8 protein-coding genes and 1 riboswitch are annotated in these 13,156 nt (G+C 67.0%); of the genes, 6 read left to right on the top strand and 2 right to left on the bottom strand.

The window, feature by feature from the left end:
- Nucleotides 1–101: 101 nt before the first annotated feature.
- Nucleotides 102–2,264, bottom strand: a complete 2,163-nt coding sequence (locus RN629_RS14220; protein WP_407035805.1) for a TonB-dependent receptor — start codon at nucleotides 2,262–2,264, stop codon at nucleotides 102–104.
- A 176-nt stretch (nucleotides 2,265–2,440) separates the two neighbouring features.
- A riboswitch (cobalamin riboswitch) is annotated at nucleotides 2,441–2,663 on the top strand.
- Nucleotides 2,664–2,845: 182 nt separating this feature from the next.
- On the opposite strand from RN629_RS14220, the gene RN629_RS14215 reads away from it, so the two are divergent.
- From RN629_RS14215 to RN629_RS14190, 6 genes are all read left to right on the top strand, one after another.
- Nucleotides 2,846–4,795: a TonB-dependent receptor plug domain-containing protein gene (locus RN629_RS14215; RefSeq protein ID WP_407035804.1), complete on the top strand. Its 1,950-nt coding sequence runs from the start codon at nucleotides 2,846–2,848 to the stop codon at nucleotides 4,793–4,795.
- Nucleotides 4,795–5,688 carry an ABC transporter substrate-binding protein gene (locus RN629_RS14210; RefSeq protein WP_407035803.1) on the top strand — a complete coding sequence of 298 codons (894 nt, stop codon included), beginning with the start codon at nucleotides 4,795–4,797 and terminating at the stop codon, nucleotides 5,686–5,688. The genes RN629_RS14215 and RN629_RS14210 overlap by 1 nt, the downstream gene beginning before the upstream one ends.
- Nucleotides 5,685–6,668, top strand: coding sequence for a FecCD family ABC transporter permease (locus RN629_RS14205; RefSeq protein WP_407035802.1), 984 nt, complete (start codon nucleotides 5,685–5,687; stop codon nucleotides 6,666–6,668). Before RN629_RS14210 ends, RN629_RS14205 begins: the two co-directional genes overlap by 4 nt.
- Nucleotides 6,665–7,432, top strand: coding sequence for an ABC transporter ATP-binding protein (locus tag RN629_RS14200; protein WP_407035801.1), 768 nt, complete (start codon nucleotides 6,665–6,667; stop codon nucleotides 7,430–7,432). The genes RN629_RS14205 and RN629_RS14200 overlap by 4 nt, the downstream gene beginning before the upstream one ends.
- A gap of 12 nt (nucleotides 7,433–7,444) precedes the next feature.
- Nucleotides 7,445–8,440, top strand: a complete 996-nt coding sequence (locus RN629_RS14195; RefSeq protein ID WP_407035800.1) for a DUF6925 family protein — start codon at nucleotides 7,445–7,447, stop codon at nucleotides 8,438–8,440.
- 300 nt (nucleotides 8,441–8,740) lie between these two features.
- Nucleotides 8,741–11,695 (top strand): glycoside hydrolase family 31 protein, encoded by a 2,955-nt coding sequence (locus tag RN629_RS14190; RefSeq protein ID WP_407035799.1) that lies wholly within the window; start codon nucleotides 8,741–8,743, stop codon nucleotides 11,693–11,695.
- A 246-nt stretch (nucleotides 11,696–11,941) separates the two neighbouring features.
- Here RN629_RS14190 and RN629_RS14185 read toward each other — a convergent pair whose 3' ends face one another.
- Nucleotides 11,942–13,156, bottom strand: coding sequence for an aspartyl protease family protein (locus RN629_RS14185; protein WP_407035798.1), 1,215 nt, complete (start codon nucleotides 13,154–13,156; stop codon nucleotides 11,942–11,944).

Raw genomic sequence — 13,156 nt, 5'->3', positions numbered from 1 at the left:
GCGCGCATGACCAGGCCCTGGGCGTGGATGTCCGGCGGAAACAGCTATGGCGTGGTGCCGCCTGAATGGGGCGCCACCACGCGAACAAAGCCCGCCGAGCCTTACAGGTCGAACGCGGCGGACAGGGAAATGGTGCGCGGTGCCCCCTGGAAGAAGGTGCCGAACGAGGCGACGCCGGTCCAGTAGTGCCGATCGGTGACATTCGTCACCGCCGCGCGCAGGGTCATGCGCTGGCGGCCCAGCGCGACCGCCTGACGCACTCCCAGGTCGAAACGGGTCCATGCGGGCAGCGTCTGCCGGTTGGCGGCGTCGACGAACTGCGACGCGGTGTGGACCGCCGCGGCGTTGACGTTCAGCCCGGCAAGCAGCGGCACGTCCCAGTCGGCGCCGAGATTGAACTGGACCTCCGGCACGCCGATCGGGCGATGGCCACGATTGGCCAGAACCGCCGTCCGGGTCAGTTCGGCATCGAGCAGCGTCAGCCCGCCGACCACGCCGAAACGGGGCGTGATGCGGCCATAGGTCGACAATTCCAGCCCGCGCACGCGCTGTTCGCCGGTCTGGCCATAGAGGCCGCCCGCCAGTTCGCCGATCTGGCGGGTGATGCGGAACGCGCCGATCGATCCCCCGATCCTGCCGAAATCGAACTTCATGCCCGCCTCGATCTGCCGGGCGACATAGGGGGCGAGGATTTCGCCCGCATTGCTCGCCAGCGCCGGCGCGACATCGCCACGGCTCAGTCCTTCGACATGATTGCCGTAGAGCGAGATTCCGCGCACCGGACGCACCACCAGCCCGACGAACGGCGTCGTCGCGCTCCGGTCATAGGCGGCGGACAGCGTGCCGACATTGGCGACATAGTTGTTGGCGCGGATATTCTGCCGCCGCGCGCCGATGGTCAGCAGGATGGTTTCATCCCATGCGGACAGGACATCGGCGACGGTCACGCCCTTCAGCGTGCTGTCGGACAGGCGCGGGCGGTCGCCGCGCCGTACCGGTGCCTGATACAGCGCCGGGGCGGGCCGATAGAGATTGCCGCCATAGGCCCCGGCAACGGCCGAGAGATATCGCGTCGTATCCTCGTCATACACATTGGCCTGCACGACGAACTGGTGCGCGATCGGCCCGGTGTCGAACTTGGCCCTCAGCCCCGCTTCGGCCACGCGGGCGTCGATGTCCATCTCGTAAAGCTGCGGCGCGGTCTGTGTCCGCCCGTCGCTGCTGGCGATCACGCGCGCGGAGGCGAAGAAGCGATCGACGGTGCTGCGCCGTCCACCGGCGGCGGCGAACAGGGTGATCGCATCGTTGATCTTGTAGTCGACGCGGGCCAGCACGCCATAATCGTCGATATGCGAATATTCCCAGCGCTGCGTCGGATTACGGCGGCCATCGGGCGCATCGGGAATGGCCACCCCGGCCAACGCGAAATAGGGACGCAAGGGGGCGACGAACCGGTCGGTCTGCGCCACGACGTGGAGCGAGGCCCGCAGCCGGCTGCCGCGATAGTCCAGCGCCAGCGCGCCCACGCTGCTATGTTCGTCCTGATGGTCGAAGGGCGTGTTGCCGTCGCGGACCGACGCGATCGCGCGCACGCCCCAGGCCTCTCCGGCACCGAAACGCTGGGCGACATCGGCCTGTGCGCCGAAACGCAGGGCCGAACCATAATCGACCGTGAACCGGCGCAGCCGACCCTCGGCGCTTTTGGGAACGATGTTCACCGTGCCGCCGATCCCGCCATTGGGCGACATGCCGGTGATCGCCGCCGATGGCCCCTTCAGCACCTCGACCCGTTCGGCATAGTCGGTGAAGATGCGAAAGCTGGGGGCGACGCCGAACGTACCGTCGAACGCGATTTCACCGCTGGTGCCTTCGTTGATCGGGAAGCCGCGAATGTAGAAGGTGTCGAACGGCGCGCCGCTGCCCTGCGTCGCGCGGACCGACGGGTCGAGGGCCAGTGCCTCCGACGCGGTATCCGCCTGCCGGTCGAGCATGAACTGTTCGGTATAGCTGGCGATGCTGAACGGGGATTTGGTGATGTCGGTATTGCCGAGCAGGCCGTTGCGCGCGCCGGAGGCGACCTGTCCGCCAGCATAGGGCGGTGGCGGGGCCGCCGGGTCGCGCTGCCCGACGACGATGATCTCGGGCTCCCGGTGCCGCTGATCCGTATTCACCTCAGCGGCGGTGGCAGCCGCATGTTCGACGGACGACGCGTCCGCCGGGGCCGCTGCGACGAAGGCAGCGACCGCCACGAAGATACTCGACATGATTTCCCCCAGGTTGCGTGGGACATCGCCTATGAATGTTGCGAGTGATAGTCAATAGCCCCTATGGCCATGTTCCCTTGGGGCCCTGGGCGGGGCAATTGCGCCGGTCCCATCGGGTTCATATTGGCCAACCGGTCGAATTCGGATACAGGCGATCCGTCGTTCCGGCCAAATCGGGACGACAGATCGCGCCGGTTCCCCGAAAGGGGATGAAAACGGGAATGCGGTGCGGGCGGTGCGAGGCCGCCCCAATCCGCAGCTGTCCCTGCAACTGTGAGCGGCGAGCACGATGCGCATGCACCGGCCGAAAGCGCCGGGCAGCCACTGGGGCAACCTGGGAAGGCGCGCATCGGGCGACGACCCGCGAGCCAGGAGACCTGCCGGCGTGGGTCGCTCAATGCCTGGGTCCAGGGAATGGCCACGGCACGGAACCTTCCGTTCGAGCGACGAAAGCGGCGCGGCCCGGGGCCGCAGACGGCCGTGGGATGGCGGGCACCGCGTTCGCCCGTCCTCGCGCGCCGGCGTTCGCGTGTGCGGACGGCCCCGCCACGTCTTTGCGACTCGACGCGGGGGGAACAGGCATGACCAGGACATTCATATCGCTGCTGACATTGACGCTATCGGGGACGGTCGCCATGCCCGTGATGGCGCAGAGCAATCCGACGCTGCCCACCCGGGATGCCGCCGGGAACGACATCGTCGTGACCGCGTCGCGCTCGGGAGACGGGACCGAGGTGAAGACCCTGCCCGCCTCGGTCACGCTCATCACGAACGAGGATCTGCGGGAACGACAGACGCGCATCGTGTCCGACGTGCTGCGCGACGTGCCCGGCGTCGCGGTCAGCCGGACCGGCGCGATCGGCGGCCAGACCCAGATCCGCATTCGGGGCAGCGAGGGCAACCATGTCCTGGTCCTGATCGACGGCATCAAGGCGTCGGACCCTTATTATGGCGAATTTGACTTCGGCACGTTGATCGCCGACGAGGCGGCGAAGGTCGAGGTGCTGCGCGGGCAGCAATCCTCGCTCTACGGATCGGACGCGATCGGCGGCGTCATCCAGTATATCACGCTGACCGGCCGCGAGGCGCCGGGCCTTTCGGCACGGGCCGAGGGCGGTTCGTTCGGCACCTTCTCCGGAGGCGCGCGGGCGGCGGGCTTCACCGACACGCTCGATTACGCCCTGTCCGGCTCGCTTTATCGGACCGATGGCACACCGACGGCGCGGGGTGGCACCCGCGATATCGGGTCGACCAGCGTCGGGGCCAGCGGCAAGGTCACATGGACGCCGTCCGCCATTTTCAAGCTCACCGGCGTCGGCCGCTACAGCAACACCGCCGCCGACACGAACAACAGCGAGAATGATCCCGCCAGTCCGCGGTTCGGCTATACCGTCGACAGCCCCGGCGTGCGCTTCGTCAACGAGGCGTTTTACGGTCTGGCCCGCGCCGAGCTGGCGCTGGCGGACGGCCGCTGGACCAACGCCCTGACGGGGCAGTTCGCCGACACGACGCGGCGCGGCTACAAGGCCCGGGGCTTCGACTATGGCGACAAGGGACGCCGCTACAAGGGCACGTTCGAGACCAGCTACCGCTTCGGCACCGATCGCATCGTCAACCGGGTGACCGGCGCGGTCGATTTCGAGCGGGAAGAATTCCAGAACACGACGCCATCCTCCTTCGCCTTCCAGGGCCGCCGCTCGACCGACAATTGGGGCTTTGTCGGCCAGTATGAACTGACCGTCGACAATGCCTTCTCGGCGGGCGCGAGCATCCGCCGCGACGAGAATAACCGCTTCGCCGATGCGACGACCTGGCGCGCCCAGGCCGGATACCGCCTGCCCTTCGGCCTGCGCGTGCGGGGCGCCTATGGAACCGGCGTCAAGAATCCGGGCTATTTCGAACTCTATGGCTATGCCGACGGCCGCTATATCGGCAATCCGAACCTGCGGCCCGAAAAGTCGAAAGGATGGGAGGCCGGCGTCGATCAGGACTTCGCCGGCGGCAAGGCGACGATCGGCGCGACCTATTTCGACAGCCAGCTCGAAGACGAGATCTACACGGCCTATCCCGCCCCGGCCTTTATCGCGACGCCGTCGAACCGCACGACGAAATCGCGACAGCATGGCGTCGAGGCGTTCGTGTCGGCGCGACCGATCCCGCAGATCAAGTTCGACCTTGCCTATACCTATCTCCATGCCCGCGAAAACGGGATGGAGGAGGTCCGTCGCCCCAAGCACGTCGCCAGCCTGAACACCACCGTGTTCAGCGCCGACCAGCGGTTCAGCGGCACCCTGACCATGCGGTACAACGGACGCAACACGGACGTCGCCTATACCGATCCGAGCTATGTGCCGGTCCGCGTGTCGATGCAGGAATTCGTCCTGGTCAACCTCAACGCCGACTACAAGCTGACGAACCGGGTCTCGGTGTTCGGCCGCGTCGAGAACCTGTTCGACGAACGCTATGAGGAAGTGTTCAGCTTCGCGACCCCCGGCCGGGCCGCCTATGGCGGGATGCGGGTCCGCTTCTGATGCGGCTCCGGTCGATCCTGCTCGCGCTGACGTTGCCCGTCCTGGCGGGCGGCTGTAGCGGCGGCGGATCGGCCATCCCCGCGCCCCGGCGGCATCCGCTGGCGGTGATGAGCATGAACCAGTGCACCGACCAGCTCGTCCTGGCGCTACTGCCGCCCGAGCGGATCGCCTCGGTCAGCTGGTTGTCGCGCGATCCGGGCAGCTCGGTCATGGCCGCCGCGGCGAAGCGGGTCCGGGTGAATCGCGGGCTGGCCGAAGAGGTGCTGGCGCAGAAGCCGGACCTGGTGATCGCCGGGACCTTCACGACGCCCGCCCTGCGCGGCATGTTGACGCGCCTGCGCTATCCGATGATCGAGGTCGACCATGCGAACAGCATCGACGACATCCGCCGCATCACCCGACAGGTCGCCGCGGCGGTGGACGAGCGCGCGCGTGGCGAGGCGCTGATCGCCAGGATGGACGCGCAGCTGGCGGCGCTGGCCCGCGCCCCGGGGCCCCCGATCAAGGTCGTCGCCTGGGACCGCACCGGCTTCGCGGCCGGACAGGGCACGCTGTATGACATCATTCTTCAGGCGGCGGGCGCGCGCAATCTGGTGCGCGAACCGACGACGCTCAGCTACCGCAAGCCCGATGTCGAGCTCCTGCTGAAGGCCGATCCCCCCTTGCTGGTCCAGGGATCGGTCGCGGCGGACGGGCTGGGACTGGGGGACGATGTGCTGCGCCACCGCGTGGTCCGGCGCCTCTGGGGCCATCGCATCCTGCCGATCGCGCAGGCCTATTATATCTGCGGCACGCCGATGATCGCCGACGCGGCGATCCGGCTTCGCGGCCAATTGCGCGCCGCCGCCCGCCGGGCGGGGACGACGCCCCCCATCAAGGAGACGACAGGGTGAACCGATGGCTGGTGCCGGGCCTGATCCTGCTGCTGCTTCTCCTGTCCTGTGCCTCGCTGCTGGCCGGCACGATCTGGTTGTCGCCGGGGCGGACGCTGGCCGCATTGCGCGATCCCGGTCCCGATCTGGCGACGCTGGTGATCGTCGAGGTGCGCCTGCCCCGCCTCGTCCTCGCCTTGCTGGTCGGCGGCATTCTCGGCCTGTCCGGCGCGGTGCTGCAAGGGCTGTTGCGCAATCCGCTCGCCGAGCCGGGCCTGCTGGGTGTTTCGTCGGGGGCATCGCTGGGCGCGGTGGTCGCGCTCTATTACGGTTTTGCCGCCAGCTTCACGCTGGCGACGCCCTTGTTCGGGCTGGCCGGGGCGCTGGTCACGATCGGCGTCGCGCTGTTGCTGTCGCGGCGCGGCGGAACCCTGTCGCTGATCCTCGCCGGGGTCGCGGTATCCGCGATCGCGACCGCGGGGATCACGCTGGCGCTGAACCTCGCACCCAACCCGTTCGCGGCCTATGAGATCATGACCTGGCTGATGGGGTCGCTCAGCGATCGCAGCTGGGACCATGTCGTGCTGGCGGGGCCGTTCATCGTCGCGGGGGCCGCGCTGCTCCTGTGCACCGGCCGGGGCCTCGACGCGCTGGCGCTGGGCGAGCGGCAGGCCGAAAGCCTCGGCATCGACCTGACACGGATCCGCCTCCTGGCGATGATCGGAACCGCCCTGGGCGTGGGCGCCGCGACGGCGGTGACCGGGGCGATCGGTTTCGTCGGCCTGATCGCCCCGCATCTGGTCCGCCCCCTTGTCGGGCATCGACCGGGCGGTACGCTGGTCCCGGCGACGCTGGCCGGCGCGGCGATCATATTGGCCGCCGACATCGCGACGCGCAGCCTGCGCTTCGGGCCGGACATCAGGCTGGGCGTCTTCGTCTCGGTCATCGGCGCGCCCTTCTTCCTGTGGCTCGTCCTTCACGTGCGGAGAACGATGGCATGATCATGGTCGCACTGGAAAACATCACCGTCACGCGCGGCCGTCACACCGTGCTGCACGGCGCCTCCACGACCTTTCGCGCGGGGCGGCTGACGGTGGTCATCGGCCCGAACGGCGCGGGCAAGTCGACCCTGCTCGACGTCGCGGCCGGGCTGCTGCCGCCAAGCGCCGGACGGGTGATGCTCGACGGCCAGCCCCTGTCCGCGCTGTCCCGACGCGACCTGGCCATCCGGCGCGCCTATCTCCCCCAGAATCCGCAGGTCGACTGGGCGATCAGCGTCGAGCGTGTCGTGGCGCTCGGGCTTACGGCGCATCTTCCGGCCTTTGGCGGGCTTCCCGGCATATGGCGGGCGCGGATCGACACCGCGCTCGACCGTTTCGACCTCGCCGATCTGCGCGATCGCCCCGCCACCCAGCTTTCGGGCGGCGAGCTGGCACGGGTGATGCTGGCCCGCGCGACAATCGGCGACCCCGCGCTGCTGATCGTCGACGAGCCGACCGCCGGTCTCGACCCGCGCCATGCGCTCGATGCGGGCCGCCGACTCCGGGCCCTGGCCGATGCGGGATGCGCGGTGGTCGTGGCGCTGCACGACCTCGACCTCGCGGCACGGATCGCCGACGATGTCGTCGCGCTGAAGGCGGGCAGGATCGAGGCGCATGGTCCGGCGGACGCCGTGCTGACCGCTGCCAATCTGGGTCATTTGTATGACATTGAGGCGCACGTTGCCCGAACCGTCGACGGCGTCGCGATCCGCTTCCACGGCTGACCGGAGACCGCCATGCCGCCGCTGCCCATCGCATCGCCCGCCCCTTTCCCGTTGATCGCGGACCTGATCGCAGACCCGGCCCATGGCTGGAGCATCGGCAGCTTCGGCGCGGTCGGGGAATTCCTGCGCGACCCCGACGAGCCGGCCAGCATCCGCCGGTCCGCCGATCGGATCGAGGTCGTGACGGCACGCGGCGGCGTTCGCGTAGTCGACACCCCCTTGGCGGGCATCGCGTGGGACAGCCTGTCGGGCGATGGCGAGACATGGGGCCATGCGCTGGCCTTCTGCGTTCCGATGCCCCCAGCATCCGGCCGCGTGGTCCGGGCGCTGGGACCCGACCACCAGGCCCTGCGCGACGAGGATCGGTCCGCGTCGCTCTACGATCTTGGCGTGGGAACGGGATGCGTGACGATGGCGGTCCGAACGCGGGATGCAGAACTCATCGCGGCGCTTGACGACGCGGCGGGACAACCGGTGTTGGGCCAATCCGATGTCATGGGATGCGTCCTGCGATCCCAGCCGCACCGTGTCCTTCTGTCCCCGGCCGGGCGGATCGAGGTGTACCAGTCGATCCCGATGCCCGGCGGCACGAGTCCGACCGGGCCGCACACCCATCTCCTGCCCGGGCTGATCGCGAAGGACCGCCCGCATTCGGCGAACACGCCGATCCCGGCGGGATGGCAATCGGCGCTGACGCTGCACCCGCCATCGCCGTGGCGAACCGCGCTCGGCGAGCGTCGGCTCTTCTGTCCCCGCACCGACGCCGCCTTCGCGCCGTTGCTCCGACGCTTCGAATCGGCGGAAGACCGGGCGGTGCGTGAGGCGATCTTAGCAGCGCTGGACGACGCTACCCTGCCATGGCCGCAAAGTCGTCGCGGACGGCACAAGGCGCGGATCGTCCTGCGTCGCCTCCAGGCGGCAGGCGACCGTCGCGCGGCCGCATGGCGTGCGATCCACGATCATAAAAACGAATTGATCGAAGAGGATGGCGAGGCCGACAGGCCTTAGCGGGAACACCGGCGGACGTGGCGGACCTGTCGGCGCCCGCCCTCCGCCACCCCCTCTCACCCATGCGCGAACCAACCGCGAACCCCTGCACGGTTCCGGTTTTTCACGGACTGGCCCTTGAAGTTTCAGCGAGGCGCGATACCATCCCTTTAAGTTGGACAATTGGAAGTCCAGCCATGTGCGGAATCCGCGTCGTGCGGAGATGCGGATCGGCTGGCGACAACGGGGTTGAAGCGTCGACGATCGGTCGCCGCCCGGCGGTCACCGATAAGCCAAGAGATAAGCAAGGGAGAGATGTTTGTGAGCCATCGGCGATATTGGACGGCGTTGATTGTCGGTACGGCGTTGACGACACTGGCGACCAGTGGGTCGGCGATCGCACGACCGGCGGCAGCGGCGACGCAGTCGGGCATGCCGACCGCCCTCGACGCTGATGGCCAGCCCGAGGCGGTCGGCGCGATCCCGGCAAACGGCTTTGCCTATACCCGCCTCCGCAACGGCGTGCAGGTTCGGCTCAACGGGGTGTCGAAGACCATCCTGTTCTACGGCCCCTCGACGGTTCGCGTGAACAGCAATCTGGGCCGCAACTACTGGACCGCCAAGAGCATCGTCGTGGTCGCGCCACCGGCGGACATCGCCTTCACGCTGACCGATGGCGCGCAGGCGCTCACCATCGCGAGCAGCCGGATCAGGCTGACGGTCGACAAGACGACCGGTGCCGTCAGCTTCTTCGACGCGACGGGCAAGCTCTATACCAGCGAGGATCGCGCTGCGCCGCAGAGCATCCAGCAAATCACCAGCAAGAACGACTCCAGCTATGAGGTCGAGAATCGCTTCCGCCTGAAGGACGATGAGGCGATCTACGGCTTCGGCTTCACCGACGATGGGACGATCAACCGGCGCGGCGCGAAGCTGGATCTGATCCAGACCAATATCGGCATCATCATCCCGGTCATGGTGTCCAGCCGCCGGTACGGCGTGATGTGGGACACCTATTCGCACATGCGCTTCACCGATGATGCGGGTGGCGCGCGGCTATGGGCCGAGGATGCGCCGGGCGGCGTCGATTATTTCTTCATGGGTGCCGACACGATGGACGGCGTGGTCCAGGCCTATCGCAAGCTGACCGGCGATGCGCCGATGTACCCCAAACAGGCGTTCGGCCTGTTCATGAGCAAGGAACGCTATCCGACCGAGGATCGCCTGCTCGAGGTGGCCGAGACGTTCCGTCGCGAACGCTTCCCGCTCGATTACATCGTCCAGGACTGGCAATATTGGGGCGGCAATGACGGCAGTTGGAGCGGGATGACATGGGACAAGACCCGCTTCCCCGATCCCGTCGGCACCATCCGCCGCATCCATGACCTGCACATGAAGTTGATGGTGTCGATCTGGCCTTCGGTCGGCAACGACACCATGCTGGGCAAGGAACTGGACGAGCACGGCCTGCGCTTTCCGCCGCTGCACTGGATTTCGAAAAAGGCGCGCATCTATGACGCGTTCAGCCCGCTGGGGCGGCAGATCTACTTCAAATATGTGAAGTCCGGCCTGCTCGACAAGGGCGTCGATGCGCTGTGGATGGACGGAACCGAAGTCGAGGTCAGCACCGCGATGCACGACGCCAAGGCGGCGGTGGCGGATATCAAGTCGCTCGGCCGCAACGCGATGGGGGATTTCTCACGCTATCTGAATGCCTATTCGCTGATGACCACGCTGGGCACCTATGAGGGGCAACGCGCGACCAGCGACAAGCGCGCGCTGACCCTGACCCGCTCGGCCTGGGCGGGGGCGCAGAGGACCGCCGCGACGTCCTGGTCGGGCGATACGTCGGCCAGTTGGCAAACGCTGCGCCACCAGGTCGCGGGCGGGGTGAACGTCACGATCACCGGCAACCCCTATTGGACGCAGGACACCGGCGGCTTCTTCGTCAATGCCTATCCGGGTGGGCAGCGCAACCCGATGTACCGGGAATTGTTCGCGCGCTGGTTCCAATATGCCACGTTCAACCCGCTGATGCGGGTCCATGGCACCAGCATCGAACGCGAGCCCTATATCTTCAAGACGCTTGATCCCCAGGTCTATACCTCGCTGCTCAACGCGGTGAACCTGCGCTATCGCCTGCTTCCCTATATCTATGGGATGGGGTGGCAGGTCACCTCCAACGGCTATACGATGATGCGGCCGCTGGCGATGGACTTTCCCGACGACGCCCGGGTGCATCGCATCAACGATGCATTCATGTTCGGCGGCGCGCTGCTGGTCCACCCCGTCACCCACGCCATCTATCGGGTCGAGCCCGAACCCGCCGCCACCATACCCGCCTCCGCGCTTTCGATGCCGAACGGCAAGCCCGGCCTGGCGGGCCAGTATTTCGAGGGCGGGAACTTCGACAGGCCGGCGGGGCGCGTGGTCGACGAGATCATCGACAAGACCTGGCCCGGACCGCCGCTTCAGCCATTGCCGCCGGGGCTGTCTAAACTCACCGACTTCTCGGCCCGGTGGGAAGGGATGCTGGAAGCACCCGAGGATGGCGAATATGAGGTGGGCCTGCAGGGCGATGACGGTGTCCGTCTGTTCGTCGACGGCAAGACACTGGTCGATGACTGGACGAAGGGGGCGTCGCGCTATCATGGCGGGCGGATCACGCTGCGCAAAGGCCAGCGGGTGCCGATCCGGATCGAGTATTTCCAGGGCGATGGCGGGCATGATCTGCGCCTCGCATGGCGGACGCCCACCGACTTGCGGGCGCTGGCCGCGGAAGCGGGCAAGGCGCCCGATCTGACGGTTCGCACCTATCTGCCCCAGGGTGGCGACTGGTATGATTTCTGGACGAACGAACGGTTGCGCGGCGGGACGGACGTGTCGCGCGACGTCCCGCTCGACATCATGCCGCTCTATGCCCGCGCGGGGGCGATCCTGCCGCTCGGTCCGCTCCAGCAATATGCCACCGAAAAGCCCGACGCCCCCTATGAAATCCGGGTCTATCCCGGCGCGAACGGCCAGTTCACGATCTATGAGGACGACAATGAAACCTATGCCTATGAGAAGGGCCGTCGCGCCACCTACGACCTGAGCTGGAACGACGGCCGCCGCACCCTGACCATCGGCGCGCGGCAGGGCAGCTTCCCCGGCATGGTGGCGACCCGGCAATTGCAGATCGTCGTCGTGAAGCCCGGCATGGCGGGCGGCACCAATCCCCTGCCCGAATCGCGCAGCGTGACCTATACGGGCAAGCCGATGAAGGTCGTTTTCTAGGCCGGACCATCCGCTCCAACGGCGCGCTGCGGGGCGCCGTTGGAGCGGACGGCGGCGTTGTAGCGGCCCCAGGACGGGGGCACCGCCACGCGCGCAGACTGGGCCAGCGGGGTGGAATGCCCCTTTTTTGCAGCTGATCCCAGGAGATCGATCCAAGCCGAGGATATCGCGCCAGATCGGCGTGATCGCAGAATCTCTTCACCCGCGTACGCTAAGGGCTGATTGGCGTTGGGATAGGAAGCCGCGTCAGTAAAACTCCCGCAGCGTGATTGGTAGGATACGGCCGTCGCACATCGTCAGCGGAATCACCTTGCCCGCTGGCCCCAAACTCCACGTTCTGAGCGGCGACTGATCATCGGCCGTGATCCTCGTTCCGTCGATCGCGCAGATGCGGTCGCCAGCGCGCAACCTCAGGGCTTCGGCAGGGGAGCCTTTCATCACATGGACGATCTGCAAGCCGGCGTCCGACCATACTCCCTGTATGCCGGACATGGTGACGGGGGCGGGCGTCGGGGGAACAGATCGGGGCGACAGGATCATCACCCGCTGCCCGATGTCCAGGAAGATGTTGAAGCGGTCGAGCAGCTTCATGCCGATGCGGGCTTCATCTCCAGGAACAAGCGGCGCCGGCTCGAACATCATCGGGACTTTGTCGAATACCTTACTCCCGAACCGAACGCCGTCGACGTGGCCCAACTCCGACAGGATCACATCCCCGCTCAAACCGGTGGATGCGATATCCGTCAGACGCAGTGGCACATCCGACGCGTGCCAGGCACCCTTGGTGATCGCCATGCTGGCGTCATCTCCGGTGTCGATCATGACGGGTGACAGCAGGCGTTTCCCAATGAAGAGCTTTGTGCTCAATTCGCGTCCGCGGTCGCGCAGTTCGACCGGCACGACATCCCCCGAAGGACGCGGCGAGCCGCTAGGCTGAAAGCGAATACGATGCTTGTCGAGGTCCAGCGTGACGGCATAGGCTGACAGGACGTCCACACCGATCACGGCGTCGATCGGTATGCCCGCAGTCGACGACAAGGGGCTGAGGTCCGCAACCTGAACGGCACCACCGGCCTGCTGAAACCCGGCAATCTGAAGTCGGTCTATGGGCGCTATAAAGGCTTGCACCGCATTACCGCCCATCGCGTGGATCTTCTGATAAGGCTGAAGCTGCAGACCGTGTTGCGTCGCCCAGTCGGCATCGATTGTGGTCGTCGGGGCACCGGTATCGACCATCGCCATCAGACGCTGACCGTTCAGCATGATCGGCATGATGACGAGGCCGTCCGCGTCCGCATTTAGCTCGATCCACCGATCCTGTCGCTGGAGATCGACGGAGGCCACGCCACGCCCTAAGGATTGCGGCAGGGAAGTACTCTGTTGGTGCTGGGCCAGGGCTGACGTTGCCATCAATACCAGCGACATGGCGAGGAAGCGGTATGCGGCCCGTATTTTCGGCAT

Origin of the sequence: Facivitalis istanbulensis, assembly GCF_040560405.1 — a bacterium.
Taxonomy (GTDB): Bacteria; Pseudomonadota; Alphaproteobacteria; order Sphingomonadales; family Sphingomonadaceae; genus Sphingomonas; species Sphingomonas istanbulensis.
Note: the sequence above shows the minus strand (reverse complement) of the source record. Positions and strands in the feature narration are given on the sequence as shown.